The 18,097-nt window shown below is 70.0% G+C and carries 15 protein-coding genes and 1 pseudogene; 7 read left to right on the top strand and 9 right to left on the bottom strand.

The window, feature by feature from the left end:
* Positions 1 to 157 precede the first annotated feature (157 nt).
* Positions 158 to 691 carry a DUF1648 domain-containing protein gene (locus EJG53_RS01070; RefSeq protein WP_125043040.1) on the bottom strand — a complete coding sequence of 178 codons (534 nt, stop codon included), beginning with the start codon at positions 689 to 691 and terminating at the stop codon, positions 158 to 160.
* Positions 692 to 776: 85 nt separating this feature from the next.
* Here EJG53_RS01070 and EJG53_RS01065 point away from each other — a divergent pair, with 85 nt between their 5' ends.
* Positions 777 to 956 (top strand): DUF6234 family protein, encoded by a 180-nt coding sequence (locus EJG53_RS01065; protein WP_125043038.1) that lies wholly within the window; start codon positions 777 to 779, stop codon positions 954 to 956.
* Positions 957 to 1,174: 218 nt separating this feature from the next.
* On the opposite strand, the gene EJG53_RS01060 is transcribed toward EJG53_RS01065, so the two are convergent.
* On the bottom strand, positions 1,175 to 1,948 hold the full coding sequence (locus EJG53_RS01060; RefSeq protein ID WP_125043036.1) for a DUF6461 domain-containing protein: 774 nt from the start codon (positions 1,946 to 1,948) through the stop codon (positions 1,175 to 1,177).
* A gap of 293 nt (positions 1,949 to 2,241) precedes the next feature.
* Between EJG53_RS01060 and EJG53_RS43765 the strand changes: the two are divergent.
* The 3 genes and pseudogenes from EJG53_RS43765 to EJG53_RS01050 all read left to right on the top strand — a co-directional run.
* A pseudogene (locus EJG53_RS43765) lies at positions 2,242 to 2,355 on the top strand (DUF6891 domain-containing protein); the annotation flags it as partial.
* A 331-nt stretch (positions 2,356 to 2,686) separates the two neighbouring features.
* Positions 2,687 to 3,730 carry an NAD(P)H-dependent flavin oxidoreductase gene (locus tag EJG53_RS01055; RefSeq protein ID WP_125043034.1) on the top strand — a complete coding sequence of 348 codons (1,044 nt, stop codon included), beginning with the start codon at positions 2,687 to 2,689 and terminating at the stop codon, positions 3,728 to 3,730.
* A gap of 251 nt (positions 3,731 to 3,981) precedes the next feature.
* Positions 3,982 to 4,743: a DeoR/GlpR family DNA-binding transcription regulator gene (locus EJG53_RS01050; RefSeq protein WP_125043032.1), complete on the top strand. Its 762-nt coding sequence runs from the start codon at positions 3,982 to 3,984 to the stop codon at positions 4,741 to 4,743.
* Positions 4,744 to 4,840: 97 nt separating this feature from the next.
* Here EJG53_RS01050 and EJG53_RS01045 read toward each other — a convergent pair whose 3' ends face one another.
* From EJG53_RS01045 to EJG53_RS01035, 3 genes are all read right to left on the bottom strand, one after another.
* Positions 4,841 to 5,416, bottom strand: a complete 576-nt coding sequence (locus tag EJG53_RS01045; RefSeq protein WP_371858653.1) for a sigma-70 family RNA polymerase sigma factor — start codon at positions 5,414 to 5,416, stop codon at positions 4,841 to 4,843.
* Positions 5,417 to 5,867: 451 nt separating this feature from the next.
* Positions 5,868 to 7,775: an SMI1/KNR4 family protein gene (locus EJG53_RS01040; RefSeq protein ID WP_125043028.1), complete on the bottom strand. Its 1,908-nt coding sequence runs from the start codon at positions 7,773 to 7,775 to the stop codon at positions 5,868 to 5,870.
* Between the two features lie 440 nt (positions 7,776 to 8,215).
* Positions 8,216 to 9,322: a serine hydrolase domain-containing protein gene (locus EJG53_RS01035; RefSeq protein WP_125043026.1), complete on the bottom strand. Its 1,107-nt coding sequence runs from the start codon at positions 9,320 to 9,322 to the stop codon at positions 8,216 to 8,218.
* 1,121 nt (positions 9,323 to 10,443) lie between these two features.
* Between EJG53_RS01035 and EJG53_RS01030 the strand changes: the two genes are divergently transcribed.
* Positions 10,444 to 11,322: a response regulator gene (locus tag EJG53_RS01030; protein ID WP_218041893.1), complete on the top strand. Its 879-nt coding sequence runs from the start codon at positions 10,444 to 10,446 to the stop codon at positions 11,320 to 11,322.
* Positions 11,323 to 11,346: 24 nt separating this feature from the next.
* Here EJG53_RS01030 and EJG53_RS40895 read toward each other — a convergent pair whose 3' ends face one another.
* The 3 genes from EJG53_RS40895 to EJG53_RS01020 all read right to left on the bottom strand — a co-directional run bounded on the left by EJG53_RS40895 (position 11,347) and on the right by EJG53_RS01020 (position 14,255).
* On the bottom strand, positions 11,347 to 12,735 hold the full coding sequence (locus tag EJG53_RS40895; protein WP_167515008.1) for a phenylacetate--CoA ligase family protein: 1,389 nt from the start codon (positions 12,733 to 12,735) through the stop codon (positions 11,347 to 11,349).
* Positions 12,732 to 13,388, bottom strand: a complete 657-nt coding sequence (locus tag EJG53_RS43230; protein WP_167515007.1) for a TetR/AcrR family transcriptional regulator — start codon at positions 13,386 to 13,388, stop codon at positions 12,732 to 12,734. Before EJG53_RS43230 ends, EJG53_RS40895 begins: the two co-directional genes overlap by 4 nt.
* Before the next feature lie 141 nt (positions 13,389 to 13,529).
* Positions 13,530 to 14,255, bottom strand: a complete 726-nt coding sequence (locus EJG53_RS01020; protein ID WP_125043024.1) for a TetR/AcrR family transcriptional regulator — start codon at positions 14,253 to 14,255, stop codon at positions 13,530 to 13,532.
* Positions 14,256 to 14,399: 144 nt separating this feature from the next.
* Between EJG53_RS01020 and EJG53_RS01015 the strand changes: the two genes are divergently transcribed.
* Positions 14,400 to 15,854 carry a serine hydrolase domain-containing protein gene (locus EJG53_RS01015; RefSeq protein WP_125043022.1) on the top strand — a complete coding sequence of 485 codons (1,455 nt, stop codon included), beginning with the start codon at positions 14,400 to 14,402 and terminating at the stop codon, positions 15,852 to 15,854.
* Between the two features lie 168 nt (positions 15,855 to 16,022).
* The gene (locus tag EJG53_RS01010; RefSeq protein ID WP_125043020.1) at positions 16,023 to 16,754 is read left to right on the top strand and encodes a phosphatase PAP2 family protein; all 732 of its coding nucleotides are present in this window, start codon (positions 16,023 to 16,025) and stop codon (positions 16,752 to 16,754) included.
* Between the two features lie 12 nt (positions 16,755 to 16,766).
* On the opposite strand, the gene EJG53_RS01005 is transcribed toward EJG53_RS01010, so the two are convergent.
* A complete protein-coding gene (locus EJG53_RS01005) occupies positions 16,767 to 18,092 on the bottom strand; it encodes a glutamate-1-semialdehyde 2,1-aminomutase (protein WP_125043018.1) in 1,326 nt (441 codons plus the stop codon).
* Positions 18,093 to 18,097: the final 5 nt, after the last annotated feature.

Raw genomic sequence — 18,097 nt, 5'->3', positions numbered from 1 at the left:
ACCGAGAGGCTCCCCCGAAACGGCTTTACCGTTCCCCTTCCACTCCTCCACCCACAGCAGCTCGTCCGGGCCGGGGAAGAAGGTCCCCAACGAGGTGAACGCGCAACCGCGCCAGACGGCTGCCTGTGCGTCTGAGCCTGCCCCCGCCTACGGTGATTCACCGTTTCCGGTCCTTCACGGCCGCAGTGATCGTCACCGCTGTACCGACAAGGAACGGCAGGAGCATCGCCGGGACAAGCCATGCCGGCAGGTTCGGGTCCGGTGCGGAACGCCAAAGCACTCCGCAGCCTGTGAGAAGAGAGATGCCTATGCAGGTGTTGAGCAGTAGCAAGGCGCGTGCGAGCCGGCGTGCCGAAGCCCGGCTGCCCGGCCTGTTCATCAGGGATGACGTCGCCTGGGCGGCAGCGAACGGTGTGACATCGGCGTTCGTCAGTTCATCGCGTGGTGTCTGCCGCAACGTCAGCTCCGCGGAGCCGACCATCAGCACCGTCACCCCTACGTACACGAAGACCAGCAAGAACGCGCTGCCGACCGACTTGTCCGTCCAGGCATCCACTCCACCGCCCGCGATGTGCTTCGGTATCCGCCCCGGTAGGTGTGGATAGCGCAGCGCGCCCCAAATCGTCATCACGACGAGCAGGACGGTATTGGGGAGCAACCACAGCCGGACGGAGGAGGAGAAAAGCGCCATGGGGCCAATTATCCGATGAGCGCTTGCGCTGGAAAAGAGCTCGGTCCGGCCACGCTCAGTCAGATGGAACCACAGTTGAGTTCGCGTGCTGCTGATTGCCGCATTCGTCATGGCGGCTCTCGCGGGGGTTTTTCGTGCCCGCTGGACGGCGAGTGCGCACCTGTTGGTCGATCTCCTGGCCGGCGGGGTGTTGGTGGTAGTGCAGCATCAGTGGGAGAGCAGCCATACCCCGCCCTGGTGCATCCGCTATGCCGCGCACTGCTGAGATACCCGGAGTGGCGTGCCTTTGAAGCCTGCTGGGGCCTGAACCCTTCGCCGCCGGTACGGCTATCACTGTGTGGCGGGCTCCCCCCAAGCTCATGCCTGCCTCTGCGCTCGCTCTTCCGACCAGTTACCGATCGCCACTCGCTCCTGGATCCGTTCCGACGGCGTCGAGGTCGTGGGAGTCGTGGAAGTCGTGTACGAGTTCCACGAGGCGGTGCCTCAGGTGAGGCGGCGTCCGTTGCGTTCCCACCACTGCGGATCGGTGGCCTGCTCGTAACGCCTGCGCAGCTCGGTCGGGACCAGACGCAGGCGTTCGTTCGGGAGGGGCCTGTCATTGGCTGCGGCCCACGCGGAGATTTCTTCGAAGTCAGGGGCCGGTGAGCCCATGATGGCGTACACGGGAAGAGAGTCTTCGGCGAGCGCGGCGCGGGGGAGGGAGAGGCCGAAGCGGTCTTCGAAGACGGCCAGGCTTCGGCATTGGCGATGGACGTAGTCATCGATGTAGCGATGGCAGTGGGTCTTGCCGTCGGGCTCCAGGATGCCGGCGGCCACGAGGTCGGGTAGGAGCAAGTCGGGGTCCTGCCCGTAGCGGTGGTCCTCCTCGTGCAGGCCAAAACCGCACACGGTGCGACCGTCACGCGCATACATGATGGTGGTGGGCGGATGTCCGGAGTTGTAGTGGTAATGGACGGCTTCCGTGTCGTTCTGTGATACCTCCTCCAGTCGTTCGAGGTAGGGACCGTAGGTGATGGCGAATGCCCAGCCGGCGTCCTCGCCGACACGCACCACGGCGCTGCCCGGCCCGTGGTCGGGACAGGCGTCGACATCAAGGGCGCCTGCCCCGCTATCGGTCATCGGTCCGGCCCCCGCTCCTCGCTGTGCCCCCATGCGAAGTGCCAGTTCCTCGGCGTCGATGCCGCGGGCGAAGTGCACATCCAACATCCATCCGGAACTCGTCGTCACGCCCGCCAACCACTGGATACCGTCGCTCATGTGCCCTCTCCATCGGCCATGGAACAGGCGCGCTGCCTGGTCGGGACGACCATAGGACGACCCTCTGACATCTCGGCCGTCCGACCGGATCCGATCTGATCTGTGTCCGGGGGTGCACTCGGAGGTAGGCAGTGGGGGCGAAGGCGTCGGGCAGGTCGAGTAGCGCTGGGCCACAAGAGACCGGCCCTGTCCGCTGAAGAGATCTGGCACGAGGCCGGTGGTGACTACACACTGGAACACCGTGACGGCGGCGCCGACCGACATTTCCGAGCAACGGCCGACAGGCCGGAGGCCGTGGCTTCGTCTACTTCCACACTCAACGCACGGCCTCCGCCGTCGCAGGCCACGGGCTGACGCTCCTCTACGGTGGCTTCGACGGCTCCTCCGAAACCACTGCGGCCATCGGCACGAGGTCGGGTGCCGGCGCTGCAAGGCAGCCTCAGGGTCGCCGAAGAGCATTGAGGAGCACCGAGGTGCTGGCCCAGGCCGGGTACGTACGACGACGGGGCCATGCCCGGGGCCACACGCGTAGGTGTGCCAGTCCCCTGGCCACGCACCGCTGCCAGTGGGAGTCTGCCGGGCGGAGAGACTTCCTCTCTGCTGTCGGAACGGACCAGGCGACTCCGGCAGGGACACGTTCGTACAGGCACTGATGTGGTGGGTGTGGCGCAGTGTCTGGACGTGGCCCGCGGGGGCGCGGCGTCCATCTGTTGGTACGAGCTCTGGAAGGAAGCCGTCATGGGTGTGCTGTCCACCAGGCTGACCGAGAAGTTCGCCGTCCCGTACCCCTTCGTTTGCGCAGGCATGGGCTTCGCGGGTGGAACATCCGAGCTGGCGGTGGCTGTCACCGGCGCGGGTGGTATCGGCGCGGTGGGGGCCGCGCTCATGCCCGCAGGCCGCCTCCGGGAGATCATCCACGAGATCCGGGCGGGCGTCGGGGAGGCACCGTTCCACATCAACTTGATCACGTACTTCGACAACACCGAACATCTTCAGGTCTGCGTCGAGGAACGGGTTCCGGCCGTTTCCTTCCACTGGGGGCACCCGCCGGCCCGTCAGATCGAGCAGCTACGGACGGCGGGGGTGTCGGTGTGGGAGCAGGTGGGCTCCGCCGAGGCGGCCGAGCGCGCCGTCGAAGACGGGGTGGAGGTCGTCGTGGCGCAGGGCTGGGAGGCCGGCGGGCACAACTATGGGGGGCTGCCCACCATGGTCGGTGTCCCTGCCGTCGTGGATGCCGTGGGAGGGCGGGCGTTGGTGCTCGCCGCGGGTGGGATCACCGACGGGCGCCAGGTGGCGGCGGCTCTGTGCCTGGGCGCCGACGGCGTCTGGGTGGGCACTCGGCTCGTCGCCTCGACGGAGGCTCATGTGCATCCCGAGCACCATTGCCGCCTGGTTGCTTGCCGGGGAGAGGATACGGTCCGTACGGCGGTGTTCGGGCCAGAGTGGCCGGATTTCAATCCGATGCGGGTGCAGCGCGACCGTGTGGTGTCCGAGTGGCATGACCGGCTGAATGAAGTGCCGACCGACCGTGCTGCGCTGGAGCAGGTCGGCACCACGGTGTTCCAGGGAGAGCCGACTGTGCTGCGCAAGTTCAACGTGCTGCCGCCGGTGCCTGGGACAGAGGGGGACTGGGAGGAGATGCCCTGGTTGATGGGGCAGGGAGTGGGGCTGGTCCGTGATGTCAAGCCTGCGGGGGACATCGTTCGGGAGATGGTGGGAGAGGCGGAGCGGACCCTGGCACGGTTCCGGGACGGAGGAACGTCGGGAACGCTCAAGGGCTGAAGCCCCGGCCAAGTAGCCTCCGTCACTCGGCCGGGGTGCTGATGCCATCGTCGAGGCGGTCCGGACGGGATCGGGCGCGCGTGGCCACGAGGCCGCTGTGCCGGGCTTGGCCGGTTGGTCTGAACGGCGGTAAGAAGGGGTATCGAGCACCGTGCGGGCGTGACGAAGGGCGGTCGCTGAACGGCGGTGGGTCAGCCGGTGTGAACGATGTCCGCCGTGTTGCCGGCGTCCGGATCGGGGGTGGGTGCGCAGTGGAGGCCGAGGAGCGTCGGCGGCGCATCGTGGAGGCCGCTCGCCAGGGGGGATCGGTGGATGTCGGCAATCTCGCCGCAGAGCTGGGGGCGGCCAAGGAGACCGTACGGCGTGATCTGCGAGTGCTGGAGGAGCACGGTCTGGTGCGGCGTACGCACGGGGGCGCGTACCCGGTGGAAAGCGCGGGCTACGAGTCCACCCTGGCGTTCCGCACCACCATGCACCTGCCCGAGAAGATGCGGATCGCGGAGGCCGCGGCGGCGCTGTGCGGCGATGCGGAGAGCGTCTTCATCGACGAGGGGTACACGCCACAGCTCATCGCCGCGGCGCTGCCCGCCGACCGGCCGTTCACCGCGATCACGGCCTCGTTGGCCACCGCGGCGTTGCTGGCCGCCAGGGATCACGTCACGGTGGTGCTCCTGGGCGGCCGGGTGCGGGGTGGCACCGTCGCCACGGCTGACCACTGGACGGCGGGCATGCTGTCCGAATTCGTCGTCGACCTGGCGTACATCGGCGCCAACGGCATCTCCCGGGAGTACGGTCTCACCACCCCCGACCCGGCGGTCAGTCAGGTCAAGCAGCAGGCGGTACGGGCGTCCCGACGCCGGATCTTCTCGGGCGTGTACACCAAGTTCGGCGCGGTGAGCCTGTGCCGCTTCGCCGAGGCCGCGGACTTCGAGGCCATCGTCACCGACACCCGGCTGCCGCAGAGCGAGGCACACCGGTATTCGCTGCTGGGCCCGCATGTGCTGCGCGTCTGATGAGGGCAGCCGGGGTGGCATCGGCGGCGGTGCACGGTAGTGGAGTTGTGATGCGGTCTGGCCGGGCGAGGCAGGAGTGGTAGATGGGGGCGTGTGGTCAAGCCGCAGTCAGACCGCGACTGTTGAGCCCCTCGCGTAGCGCACGCGTCGCGTGGTACATACGTGACTTGACCGTGCCTGGCGGCACCCCCAGCAGCTTCGCTGTCTGGGGGAGACTGCGGCCCATGTAGTACACGTGAACCAGGACCTCGCGGTGGTACGGCGCCAGCTCCCGCATGGCTGCGACCACCACCTGCCGGGTCAGGGTGCGATCGACTCCGTCGGGCACGGACGAGAGAGGAATGTCCGCGGCTTCGGCTTCCAGGGGCCGGGCCTTGCGCGAGCGGTGGACGTCGATGACCAGGTTGCGGACGACGGTGAACAGCCATGGACGCAGCGCATTCGTGGTGGGATCGAGATCGTCGGCACGCTGCCAAGCACGGAACGCCACCTCCTGCACGATGTCCTCCGCACGGTGCCAGTCGCCGTCCAGCAGCCGGGCCGCGAAGCCCAACAAGACCGACCCGTGACGCTCGTACAGGGCTCCGAGGAACCCGTCTGCCTGCTGTGCCGAACGGCCCGGTGCGGTACGGGAATGCATGGCGCGCCCGGCCGGCGTCGGCGATGTCTCCACGTTGCTTCTCCTCATGAGCGGTTCTGAGCTGAGGCGTTTGCCCTGGGCGCGAGGCGAACGCGCCACTCATGACGTTGTATCGCCGGGAGAGGCAGACGGTGGAGCCCGTGTGGGCCGGCAGCGCGCCCGAGTCCGAGAGACTTTCCGCGCCCGTGCAGTGCGCTGACCTGCCGAGCTGCGGCTCGGCTGCGCGCGTAGGTGCCCGGAGTGCCCGACCGGGTGTCCGCGGTGCCCGTTCCTGTGCCCGCATGCTGCCCGGACGGGTATCAGACACCCGGGTTACAGGGCCGTCGGGCCGGACAGTGTACGTGCCTGTGACGGGCCTGTGCCGAGGTCACCTTGGCGCTGAAGGCGTTCATCGGGCGCGCCGCCACTGCCTCTGCGACGAGAGGCGCCGACCAGGCCCGGGCCCTGCTGTGGCGGTACGAATGGGCTACCGGAGCTGCGTCAGTCAGCGCTCCGCGTTCCAGTTCATGCTGATCACGGCGTAGGTCTCCCCGTTTTCCGGCGGCCGTGTCCAGGAATGGGTGGTGAACGTGTGCAGCCGTCCATTCGTGATCGCGTGGCGTGGCAGGCGGGCATCGAACACGTCGGTCAGGGCCTCCAGCAGCGGCCGTTCCGCCTCGGTGGCCTCCTGCCGGGAGGTGAAGAACCGGTCCGGGTCCAGTACCCGGGGTATCCGTCCGGTGCGATGCGTCTCGCCGTCCGCGTACGTGAAGGCGTACTGCTCCGTGCCGTCCTGCGCTACGGAAAGGTGGAAGAACGGCTGTCCGTGGCGGGTTCTCAGGCCGCTCCACACGACCACCGCGCGGGTGCCCGCGCTGGCGCCCGCTGCCGGGGAGATGAACCGCTGCGGGTCGAAGGAGGCGGGAGCGCCGTCGAAGGCGAAGCTCCAACGACTGCCGGCCCGGCCGACCGCCATGAGGGCTCTGTCGTCGTAGGACGAGAACTCCCGCTGCCCGTGGAGCAGTCGCTGGCGCGCCTCGTGGGCAGTCATGGGGGCGACCAGCGTTGCCTCGTTCGCGTCCGCGAGGCGTCCGGGCAGACCCTCCGGTTCCACGGCTTCGACCAGGACGAACCGGTAGGACGTGCGGTCGCCGTGGGCGTCCGGGTCCGCGAGCCATGCCAGGTTGTCCGGGTCGAGGCCGGCCGCCCGGACCGGTGCCTCACCTGCCTGTCCGCCCCTGGGGGTGGACAGCAGCTCGCGGCCCCGCTCCGGGGTCAGCAGAGGGCCGAGCAGGGGGTCGGCCACCCAGCCCAGCGGCGCCAGGTGGTCGGGGCCCAGCGGCTGCCAGACCGGCAGAGCGTCCATCAGCGTCCGCCATGCCGCGTCGGTGTCGCCCCACCGCGCCAGCTCCCGTGCCCGCTCCACCGCTTCGCCGAACGGTCCGGTCGCCGTGTACCGGTACGTGCCGTTGCGCACCTGTTCCAGCGTCGCGTAGGCCAGCGACACCACGTCGTCACCGGCTCCCCGCAGGTCGAACCGCAACGTGGAGTCGTCCCCGTACGAGCGCGCCGCGTGCTCGGTGACCAGCGAGGGCAGGAGCTCGGGCGCGTACTGCGGGTCGGTCGCCAGGTCCTCGAAGGACACCATGTAGGTCCGTCCGAGCAAGCGGCGTATCTGATCGCCCAGGCCGGCGGCCCGCGGCCTGCCGTACTTCCTCGCCTCGTCCAGCGCCTGCTCCGCCCGTTCCCAGTCGCCGCGCAGCGCCTCCAGCCGGGCCTGCTCCACCAGGGCGTCCAGCTCTCGCGTCGTGTCGTTGACGAACTCCGGTTCCCCGGCGGCCGGGCGTGCCCGCAGGCCGTGGAACTCCTGGTGCATGGACCGCATGAACTCGGCGAAGTTCGCGTACCGTTCGGGTGGTGCGGCCCGCCAGCTCGCCCACGTGTACACGGCCCACTCGCCGTCCTCGTCCACATCCTCGGGGTCCAGGAGGACGTGGGTGATGTCGGACACGACGTCGAGCTGGAGCCCGCGCCGCCAGATGTCGGCCGACCGCCGTTCGGCGGGACCGGCGTCGTCGTCCAGGTACTCCTCGAACATGTCCGCGAGCCCGGACTCGTTGTTGTGCCAGCGTGCGTCCGTGGTCCCCGCCAAGAGCCTGACGAACCCGCCGGCGTGCTGCCACCCGTCGCTGACCTTGAGGAACTCCCGGTACGACGGGGGCATCCGTCGACCGAGGCGCTCCTCCATGGCGAAGATCCGCTCCTTGGACGCGGGCGGAAATCCCAGCCATCGGGCCTGCCGGGCGGCTTCGTCCTCCTCGCTTCGTGTCGCGTCGTCGGGCAGGGAGTCCGCCCACTCCTCGCTCCATCTGAGCAGGAACGGACGCCAGTTGAACGCTGTCGGATGTGTCATGTGTTCGATGCTGCCACCTACCACTGACAGTGCCCTGTGGCCTGCTGGCGGTGTCCGGTGCCTTACGGGTGGGTCACGGCGGCAGCACAGGTCACGGTGGGCGCCGGACGGCCGTCGGGGCTGCGGCGTGAGCGTAGCGCGCGGCGCGATGAGGAGATAGAAGAAGGGGGTGAGGAGTGGGAGAAGACGATGGCGGAGAAGGAACCGCTCCCATGGGGGAGCAAGGTTTTGATCGGAGTTCTTGTGGTCTTCCTCGTGCCGGTGGCTCTTGCGATCGCGGCTCTGGTGATGTTCGCCGTTTCGTACCACACTGCGCCACGCGATCCCGGACCGTCGTTACCTGCGCCGTCGGCGACGGCCGGAGGGTAGGTAGGGGCCGTCGGCGACGGCTGGTGGATGGGTGCGCGCCGGGCCCGGCTGACCGGGCCCGGCGCGCGTGGTCAGGAGCGCAGGGCCGTGACGCCGTCATAGGCGGCCATCACGACCTCCAGTCCACGGTTGTCGTGGCCTGGCTCGCGCATCTGGTTCGTCACGTACGCCACCACCATGCGGGCGTCGGGCTCGATCATGACCATCGAGCCGCCCCAACCTCCCCAGCCGTAGGTACTGCCGAACAGGCCGTACCCCAGGCCGTAGCGCATCGGCATGCCCAGGACGCGGTCCTCGCCGCGGAACTGCTCCTCCCATGCACGGTCGCAGCCTGCCTGTGACAGCAGCCGCACACCGCGCACCGTCCCCCCGCAGGCCATCACCGACTGGACGAGAGCGACCGAGCGGGCATTGCCGAAGCCGCCCGCCGCGGGAATCTGCGCGCGGCGCCAGGCGACACTGTTGCCGTCCCGGACGCGGATCCCGGTCCCGGCGGCGGGAGCCGCGGTGGCTCCGGGCGCGCTGGCGAGGTAGTCCTCGTCGTGTGACGGCGGCGGGACCGCGAGCGCGACCCGGTGGTCGTGCTCGGCGGACAGCCCGATACGGAAGTCCGCGCCGAGCGGGCCGGCCACCTCGGCGGCGAAGAACTCGCCCATGCTGCGGCCCGTGATCCGGCGCACCACCTCGCCCACGAGGTAACCCTGGGTCAACGAGTGGTATCCGGCCGCGGTGCCCGGCTCCCACAGCGGAGCCTGGGCGGCGAGGCGCGCCGTGGCGGACGGCCAGTCGTACAGCTCTTCGACCGGGCCGTCCCAGTGGGGCAGGCCCGCGGTGTGCGCGAGCAGGTGCCGTACCAGCACCCGGTCCTTGCCCGCCGTGGCGAACTCCGGCCAGTACCGGGCCACCGGCGCGTCCATGTCGAGCTGACTGCGGTCAGCCAGGACGAGGGCACACAGTGCCGTCATCGTCTTGGTGACGGACCACACGCCGGTGATCGTGTCGCGCTGCCACGGGATGGTGCGGTCCGCGTCGGCGTATCCGCCCCAGACATCCACCACCGGCTCGCCGTCCACGAAGACCGCCACCGAGCCGCCCGTGTCTCCGGAGTCCAGCAATGCGGCGAGTACGCCAGGCACCGCGGTGAAGAGATCGTCGTAGGAACCCTGAATCTCGGCCATACGTGAAGCTAGCCCCCGCCGCGCCGTGCCGGTCAACCTAATTTCTGATGCTGCGCCGCGTCGGGCACTGGAATGACCAATTCCGTACCGGAAGATCCATTAGGCGCGCGGGAAAGTCATGGAAGCTGTTCAAAACTGGGGGAGTTCATGTCGTGCCCAGGGGCATTGAGTTATCCCTGCCCCGCTGCGGGTGTCGCAGCCCGGCGCACCGTCCGTAGAGGCCGGTGTACGTGACCGTCTCCAATTTGCACGCTACCGAGGTCAGGTGGGGCTGCGTCGCGGTGGACCTGCCCGCCGACGACCCAGCGAATGCCTTGACGGATTCCGTCGAAGCGGGAGAGGGCGCCGCAGAGTTCGGTTTCGTCAAGGCCAGGAACAACCTTCTGGCGGCCTCGCCCTCGTTCCGGCGAAACACCCTACCGGCAAGCGGGTCCTTCACGCTTATGCTAGAGGACATTTCGATTTCCAGCTTGCAGGGGGGCTGGCTCGCTTGAAGATCCGGGAGAAGGCCCGGTGTGACGAAGGCAATTCGTACATGCATCAGCGCAGCGTCGCGTTCAGGCTGCCCAAGAGCACTCCGAAGATTCCACGGAACTTCCGCCCGGACAGTTCCTTGGTGGCCAGCCCCACCCCGGAACGCGGCACCACCTACACCCTCGTGGGCCGGGCGGCCGACAGCTCGGGCACCTGTCGGTCCGTAACGGGTCTGCGTGGCTTACGCATGCGAACGACGAACAGGTGTCCACCCAGGGCAAATGGAGGATACGCGGGGCATTCCGCTCGGACGGCTGGCCATCCTGGTGAGACGGCCGGGTACGTCGGCGAGGCGCCCGACGGTAAGCGAGGCCGACACGACATCTGTACGGCCCTTCACCCGTTCGTGAACCGGTGCGCGCCCCGTACCAGTGACTTCACATGACATTCACACTGTGGGCCCGAAGTACGCCACGGCCAGGGCCGCGAAGCCGATCGGCGGCCGTTTAGCTGTGTCACGAGGGGAACCCGTGAGACACAGTGTGAAAAGCCCCCCGTGGACCGGCAGCCGCACCGACGCGGCCGTATCAGCGGTACGGCACCACCGACGCCGGGTCCGGGCAGTGCAGGGAAAGGCAGCGTCCGCCATGCCAGAGATCACCAGCGCCGTGCACCACAGTGCGGTCCAACGGCGTACCGCGGATGCCCCGGCCCCCGCGCCCCACGCGCTGTCGATCCCCGTCCCCTCCCCAGCCCCGGAGCCCTCCGCGCCCGCGGCCATCCGTCCCGGGGCAGCCCCGGGACCGGAGCGCGGCGGGCCGGTCACCGTCCTGCTGGTCGACGACCGGGTGGAGAACCTGCTGGCCCTGGAGGCCGTCCTTGCGCCCCTGGGCTACGACCTGGTGCGCGCGACCTCCGGCGAGCAGGCCCTCAAGGCCCTGCTCGTCAGGGAGTTCGCGTTGATACTGCTGGACGTGCAGATGCCGCACATGGACGGGTTCGAGACCGCGGCCCACATCAAGCGCCGCGCCCGTACCCGCCATGTACCCATCATCTTCCTGACGGCCGCGAGCCACGGCCCGCACCATGCCTTCCGCGGCTACGCGGCCGGCGCCTCCGACTACATGGTCAAGCCGTTCGACCCGTGGGCGCTGCGGGCCAAGGTCAACGTCTTCGTCGACCTGTACCGCGTCAACCGGCGCCTGCACGACCAGCGGGCCCTGCTGCAGGCGGAAGGACTGCTCAAGACCGGAGAGCTGAAGGCCGGAGACCTGAGCCGCAGCGGCGGGCAGACGGCGGCGAGCCCGGTGCTGGCCGAGCTGGACGCCCGGCTGCAGACCGTCGAGGACAGCGCCCGCGACCTGTTCGCCCAACTGCCCTCGCCGCGCGCCCCGGCCGGTGCGCAGGCCACAGCCGCAGCCCTGGCCGAACAGCTCATGCGGCTGCGCCAGCACATCGACCTCCTGCTGGACGGCCATGCCCTTCCCGGGGAGCGATGCCCGGGCGGTCCGCGAACGCACACGTGATGCCCGGTCCATCGCTCTGCCGCGTCAGGGGTGACTGCCCGACCGGTCGAAGGGAATGACTGTGCGGTACTTGCCGCCGGGTGCCTGCTGCGGGGGTTCTTCGGCGCGCTGGACCGTGACGTGGTCGAGTGCGTTGTCGGCGAGGAGGCGGGTCAGCTCCAGGTGCGCGGTCTGCCATACGCGCTCCGGGTCGGCGTCGGCGGCCGGCAGCAGGCGTACGCGCAGGGACGACGGGGCGGTCTGCTCGACCTGGAACAACTCGACCCCAGGCGTGCGGTCGAAGAGGGTGCCGAAGGCCAGGGGAGCGAGCTGCACGGGGTCGCCACCGTGGGTGGGGAAGGTGAGGATGTCGCCGGAGCGGCCTTGCACGCGCAGCGCGGGCAGCGGGTTGCCGCACGGGCACGGGTCGGGCCGGAGCATGACGCTGTCGCCGAGGTCGTAGCGCAGGAACGGCTGCACGCGGTTGGCGAGGTTGCTGATCAGTACGGTGTGCGAGTACTCGCCGGGCGGGGTGGGCCGGTGCTCGGCGTCGACCGGTTCGAGCACGGCCCAGTCGCTGTTGACGTGGTACCAGCCGTGGGCGCAGCTATGGCTGAGGTAGGTGCACTCGGTCGCGCTGTACATCGCGCGGACCGTGGTGCGGAAGGCGCGGGCGATCCTGTCGGTGTCGTCCGTGCTCATCGTCTCGCCGGCCGGCTGGACCAGCACCGGGTCGATGCGCAGACGGCCGGCTTCCTGCTCGGCGGTGAGCAGCATGATCGTACTGGCGTAGCCGATGACGAAGGCGGGGCGGTACTCGTTGAGTTCGGCCACCAACTGCGCCATCGGTGTGTGCACCGGGAACGCCCGTATCAGTTTGCTGCGCCATCCGCCCGCCCGGAGCGTGCGGGAGTACGCGGCGAAGCCGACGTAGTGCCCACCGGTGGCGACGAGTTGGGCGAAGCGGCCGCCCCGGGTGGCCGCCCGGAGGAGCCCGGCGGGGCCCAGCCACGAGGCGAGCGCCCGGGAGGTGAGTGCGGCGCCCACGTCCATGTACCGGTCGTCGAGGACGAAGAGGCCGCGCCGGCCGCTGGTGCCCGAGGTCGTGGCGACCATGTACTTCCCGTGGAACCGCTGCCCGATCCGGTCGGGGTCGTCGCTGAAGGCGCGCACCTTCTCGTACGTGACGGCACGGTCGGCCACCCAGTCGTCGAAGTGCCCCATCAGCTTCTTCTTGTCGGTGACCGGCAGCAGCGCCGGGTCCTCGATCCGCTCGGGCAGGCCGTCGTAGAGACTGCGGTAGTACGGGGAGGCGGCCCGGGCGTGGGCGACCATGTCGGCCAGCCGGTCGCGCTGCCGCCGGGTGACGGCGGGCATGCCCTCCTTGCGGGCCCTGCGGGCGTCCCGTCCGAGCCACGCCATGCTCTCGGTCATCGTGCGGTGCTCCTTCGAGGTGCGGGGGAGGTCTGCAGGCCGACCTGTCCCAGGATGGCGAGGAAGTAGGACTTGACCTCTTCCGGGCCGGTGGTGTCGGGGTGCGCGGCAAGGTGGTGCAGGGCCGCGCCGCTGAGCATCTGCTGAAGGATCTCCGGGTCGCTGTCCGGAGGGAGCTGTCCGGCCGCGCGAGCCCGCTCCAGAGTGGTGCGCACCGCGAGGCCGCGGTGGCTGCCGTGTGCCTTGTGGTAGGCGTGCAGCAGTTCGGGGAGGTCGTCGACCGTGCTGTAGAGGCGGCGGATCAGTCTGCGTGCGCGGGGTCTGCCGAGGTGGCCGGCCCAGGCTGTGACCATGCTGTCGATGTCCGGCCAGTCCATCGAGCCGGGGTCCACGTCCCGGTACTCCCACTCGACCGCACACACCAGCAGGTCGGTCAGAGTGGGGAAGCGGCGGTACACGGCGGCGCGGGTGACTCCGGCGCGCCGCGCCACCTGTTCGATGCTGGCCCAGCCGGCGCCGCGCTCGATGAGCAGATCGAGCGCGGCCGAGAGGATCGCCTCGTCCGCCTCCCGGCTGCGCGGCCGGCCGGGGGCCCGCGTGGGCGGGGGAGACGTGGTGAGGGTGTGCTCTTCGGAATCGTCGTCAAGCTTCACGTTCAATACGATACAGCACAGCTCTGTATTGTATTTGTTTCTGGAGGGGGCTGAGTGGGGGGCTTCGTGCCGCACCTGATGTTTGGTCAGCCCCGCCGCTGGGGGAGGGGCTGACGGGCGCCCGGGTGCCGGTGCATCGGTTCAGGCGTCGAGCCGGGCCGCCAGGCCGTCGAGGACCCGGTCGAGTCCGTAGGAGAAGGCGTCGTCGCGGAGCTGCTGCGGATGTACGTCCTGCTGGGCGGAGTCGCCGTCCCGCAGACGCGGATGGTCCTGCGATGCCTTGTCGAAGGCCGGTCGCAGGTCCGCCACCCACTCCTGCTCCGTCTTGCCGCTGCGGGCGATCGCGGAGAGGTAGGCGGCCTCGGAGGTCGCGATCCCGATGACGTAGGCCGTGAGGGTCCCCGCGGCCTGGTCCTTCTCGGCCGTGGGGAAGCCGGCCGCCTCGAACTGGGCGAGCAGCCCCGACGACATCCGCATGGCGTTCGGACCGATGTGGACGAGGCCGACCTGGCCCAGCTCGGGGGCGATCCAGGGGTGGCGCAGGGTCATCGCCCGCAGATCGGTGGCGATACGGGTGACGGCCGCGCGCCACTGGGACGGGTCGGCGGTGGCCGGCGGTTCCAGCTCGCCGTAGACGTCGTCCACGACCAGTTGGATCAACTCGTCCCGGTTGGCCACGTGCCGGTAGAGGGAGGTGGCCGCGGCGTTCAGGCGGCTGCCGAGTTTGCGCATGCTGAGCGCCTCGGTGCCCTCCTGGTCGAGCAGTTCGACCGCCGCGGCCACGATCTGCTCGCGGGTCAGTTGCTCCCGCTGCGGGCGGCGTGGCCGGGTCCACACCGATGCGGTCGGCTTCTCTTCGGCTGCCATACGGCCCTCATTCCTGCTGGTTGTCGTCCTGCGGCTTCCCTCGCCGATCGTAGCGGACGGTGTACGCACCTTGCATACACCGTTCCGCCGTGCGTACAGTGTGCGCATCGAGAGAACGCTGTGCACATCGGGTGGGGAGCAGACGTGTCGAAGAGCGTGAGCTGGGACGAGCAGGGCAACTGGGGCGCCACGGGCACCTGGGGAGCCCGGGATTCCGCGGGCCGGAAGCTGGACCTCGCCCACTGGCAGGCCCGCCTCGACGCACTGCGCGCCCAGCACCATGTCCCGGGCGCCTCGCTCGCGCTCCTCGTGGACGGGACCGTCCATGAACTGGCCAGCGGCGTGCTGCACCGGGGAACGGGCGTGGAGGCGACGACCGACTCGGTCTTCCAGGTGGGCTCGATCGCCAAGGTCTACACCGCCACCCTGATCATGCGGCTCGTCGAAGCGGGCCGGCTGGACCTGGACGCGCCGGTCGTGGACGTCCTGCCGGAGTTCTCGGTCGCCGACCCCGAGGCGACCAGAACGATCACCACCCGACAACTGCTCAGTCACACCAGCGGCCTCACCTGCGACTTCACCCACGACAGCGGGCGCGGGGACGACTGCCTCGGCAAGTACGTCGAGGCCGCGAAGGACGTGGCGCTCGACTGCCCGCCCGGCACCGCGATCTCCTACAGCAGCGTCGGCTACAACGTGCTCGGCCGGATCATCGAAGTACTGACCGGAAAGGTCTGGGACCAGGCCCTTGACGACCTGCTCCTGACCCCGCTCGGTCTGACCCGCACCATGACGCTGCCGGAACAGGCACTCCGGTTCCGCGCGGCGATGGGACACCTGGGCGAGCCGGGCCAGGCGCCGGAACCGGCACCGGAATGGGACATGATGCCGCGCTCGGCGGGCCCCTACGGAAGGGTTCTCGCCACTGCCGGAGATCTCGTCCGGCTCGCGCGGATGCACCTGGCCGGCGGCGTGGCCGAGGACGGCACGCGCGTGCTCGCCGAGGAGACGGTCGCGCTGATGCAGCGCCGGGTGGCCGACTGCCCCGACAAGTGGACGGTCAGCTCGGACGGCTGGGGCCTGGGCTGGACCCTGTACGACTGGAACGGCGTCGCGGGCTACGGCCACGACGGCGCCTCCATCGGACAGTACGGCTATCTGCGCGTCGTGCCGTCGGCGGGCGTCGCGGTCGCGCTGCTCACCAACGGCGGCGGCGCACGCGAGGTGTACGCGGCCCTCTACCGCGAACTCCTCGCCGAACTCGCCGGGGTGACCATGCCGGCCCCCTTCGCCCCGCCCGCCCAGCCGCCCACGGTCGACTTCGCACCGCTGGTCGGCACGTACCGGCGCGAGGGCGTGGTCATCACCGTGACCGAGCGGGACGGCGCCGGCCACGCACGGTATGAATTCGTCGACGGCATGGCGGACTTCTCCGAGCCCCTGGAGATCGATCTGCTGCCGGTGACCGACACGGTCTTCGCCGGTACGGGGGTGGGCGCGGCCTTCAGCGAGGACTACATGCCCGTCGTCTTCTCCACGCTGCCCGACGGTACGGGGTGCGTCTACATCGGTATGCGCTGCGGACCCAAGGTCGCGTGACAGCGGCTGCTGCAACTGGAGTTGAGGGCTTCCTCAGGGGCCCGTGGGGAGCCGTATCTCTCGTACGGCTCCTCTCCGGGCTCAGGGAGGACGAGCACTGCCGCCCCGGCACATCGGAACGTACACTGACCCGATGTTGGTCAAGAACCGACCGTACGGGGTGGGCGTGTGACGGGACGGCCGGTGTCTGCGGTGCTGCCCCCGGTGCTGCGCGCGTGGCTCGGGGCGGTCGCGGCCCTCGCCACGCTGACGGTTGTCGTGCTCGGCGTGCTGTACGCCGGTCACACCCGGCCCGGCACGGTGGACGGGTGGATCTTTCCGCCGACGGCTGACAGTGTGCGGCCGCCGTGGCGGGGCGTGGCCCTGGCCGCGGACTTCCTCGGGGAGCCCGGGGGAGCGGTGGTCCTGATGGTGGCCGTCGTGGCGGGCTGTCTGCTGCTCCGGTGTCCTCGTGCGGCGGTGTCGGCCGTTGCCGGAGCCGGCGTCGCGGTGGGGGTGGCGACGCTGCTCAAGTTCCTGGTGGGACGCACCATCCACGGTGACAACCTGTCCTACCCGAGCGGGCACACCGCCTTCGTCACCGCGCTCGCCCTGGTGATGGCGCTGCTCGCGGCCGGCCGGCTCGGCCTCGGCAGGGCGGCCGGCATGCTGCTCGTGCTGGCGGCGGCGGTGGTCGCCGGCGCCGCCATGGGCTGGGCGCAGGTCGCGCTGGGCGCGCACTATCCGACCGATGTCCTCGGCGGCTGGTGCACGGCGCTGGCGCTGACACCGGCGACCGCGTGGCTGGTCGACCGGACGGCCGACCGGCTGGACGCTCGTACGTACGGTTGGCCGGGCGATCGTGCGGCGGACGGACCGGGTGAGCGGACGGCCGACTCGGGTCGGCAAAAGGGCCGCTGACGTCACGTCACCTCACGCCGAGCGGCGGAAGACGGGTTTCACCGGCCGGCCGCCCAGCCAGGGAGTGGGGTCCCCGGCGTCCAGTGCCTTCCGGTACACCGCACATGCCTGGGCCACCACCTCCACGGTGTGGTCGATGTCGGCGTCGTCGAGCGCGCTGCTCACCACGAACGACGGGGCCAGGACCCCGCCCGTGAGGAGCCGGCGCAGGAACAGGGTGCGGTACGGCTGCGACGGCTGCCGGTTCTCGTCGAGGGTGGCGAAGACCAGGTTGCTGGACCGGCCCCGGACGACGAGGTGGTCGCCGACGCCCATGGCGGCCGCGGCGTCGCGGACACCGGCGGCCAGCCGTTCGCCGAGGGCGTGCAGCCGCGCGGTGATGCCCTCTTCGACGTACGTGGTGAGTACGGCCATCGCTGCCGCCAGGGAGTGCGTTTCCGCGCCGTGCGTGGTGGACAGCAGGAACACCCGGTCACCGGAGTGGCGCAGCCCGCCCCGCTCCATCAGGTCGCGGCGCCCGGCCAGCGCGGAGACGGCGAACCCGTTGCCCAGCGCCTTGCCGAACGTGGAGAGGTCCGGCACGACGCCGTACAGGCCCTGGGCGCCCGCCTCGGACCAGCGCAGACCGGTGATCATCTCGTCGAAGACCAGGACGCAGCCGTGCCGGTCGGCCAGCTCACGGAGGCCCTGGAGGTAGCCGGGCGGGGGCTCGGTGTGGGTGGCGGGTTCGAGGATCAGACAGGCGACCTCGCCCCGGTGGCGGGTGAGCAGGTCCTCCGTGGCGGCCAGGTCCCCGTACGGGAACGTCACGGTGAGCTCGGTGGTCGCCGCCGGAATGCCCGCGGCCATCGGCGTGGTGCCGATGAACCAGTCGTCGACGGAGAAGAACGGATGGTCGCCGCAGACGGCCACCCGAGGGCGCCCGGTGACGGCGCGGGCGAGGCGTACCGCGGCGGTGGTGGCGTCGGAGCCGTTCTTCGCGAACTTCACCATCTCGGCGGTCGGCACGGTGGCCAGGAAGCGTTCCGCCGCCTCCACCTCCACGACGGACGGCCGGACGAAGTTGCTGCCCCGGTCCAGTTCCCGCCGTACCGCCTCGATCACGCGGGGGTGGGCGTGGCCGAGACTGACCGACCGCAGGCCGGAGCCGTACTCGATGTAACGGTTGCCGTCGATGTCCCACACGTGGGCGCCCTGGCCGTGGCTGATGACCGGAGCCAGGTCCTCGGGGTACTGGTCGTCGCCCTTGGCGTAGGTGTGCGCGCCTCCGGGGACCATGGCGTGCAGGCGCTCGTTGGCCAGCCGCGACAGGGGGAGGGAGAACTCTTCGCTGTCCACGCCGG

Source organism: Streptomyces chrestomyceticus JCM 4735, from assembly GCF_003865135.1.
Taxonomy (GTDB): domain Bacteria; phylum Actinomycetota; class Actinomycetes; order Streptomycetales; family Streptomycetaceae; genus Streptomyces; species Streptomyces chrestomyceticus.
This window is presented reverse-complemented; position numbering and strand designations above follow the sequence as displayed.